The 508-nt window shown below is 44.9% G+C and carries 2 protein-coding genes; both read right to left on the minus strand.

Going from position 1 to position 508, the window contains the following annotated elements; genetic code table 11:
• The coding region (locus tag R7O13_RS31150; protein WP_318305765.1) for an Mpo1-like protein at nucleotides 1-206 on the minus strand (206 nt) is incomplete at its 3' end.
• 124 nt (nucleotides 207-330) lie between these two features.
• A partial coding sequence (locus tag R7O13_RS31155) for an MmcQ/YjbR family DNA-binding protein (protein ID WP_318305766.1) occupies nucleotides 331-508 on the minus strand: 178 nt, incomplete at its 5' end.

Raw genomic sequence — 508 nt, forward strand, 5'->3', positions numbered from 1 at the left:
AAACGGAAGTAAAAGACCCAAACCGGGATAACAGCGAACCAAACCCAGTTGAGCTGAAAACCTAAGATTGAAAGTTGAGGAATGGACCAAATAAGCCCACCCACAGAAAGATAAATACCCGGTACGGCAACTTTGTGAATTTTTTGATTGATTGGGTTTTGATGGCTTTCACCGTAGGCTTCTAACCAGTCAGATAGTGCTCGCATACCACTTCCCTTTTTACGCAACTTCTTTTTATATAGTCCGAGCTCAAAAAAGGTGCGAGTTTTTCAGCGAGCAATTGATGGTTTTCGTTATTGCCTAAACGCTTTCCTGAAATGCTATTTGGCTTCAGTGCCCAAGCAATGTACGTTGCGCTTTGGGCAGTTTCGCTACAACCAAATCGTAGGAGCGCTCGCACAAGTCTTGAATGAGACCATCTTCGGCATCACCATTGAAATACACTGTGACCCAATGGCGTTTGTTAAGGTGGTAGCCCGGTGTGATGTCGGTAAACTGGGACGTTAGC

This window comes from Vibrio sp. Y176, assembly GCF_033438945.1.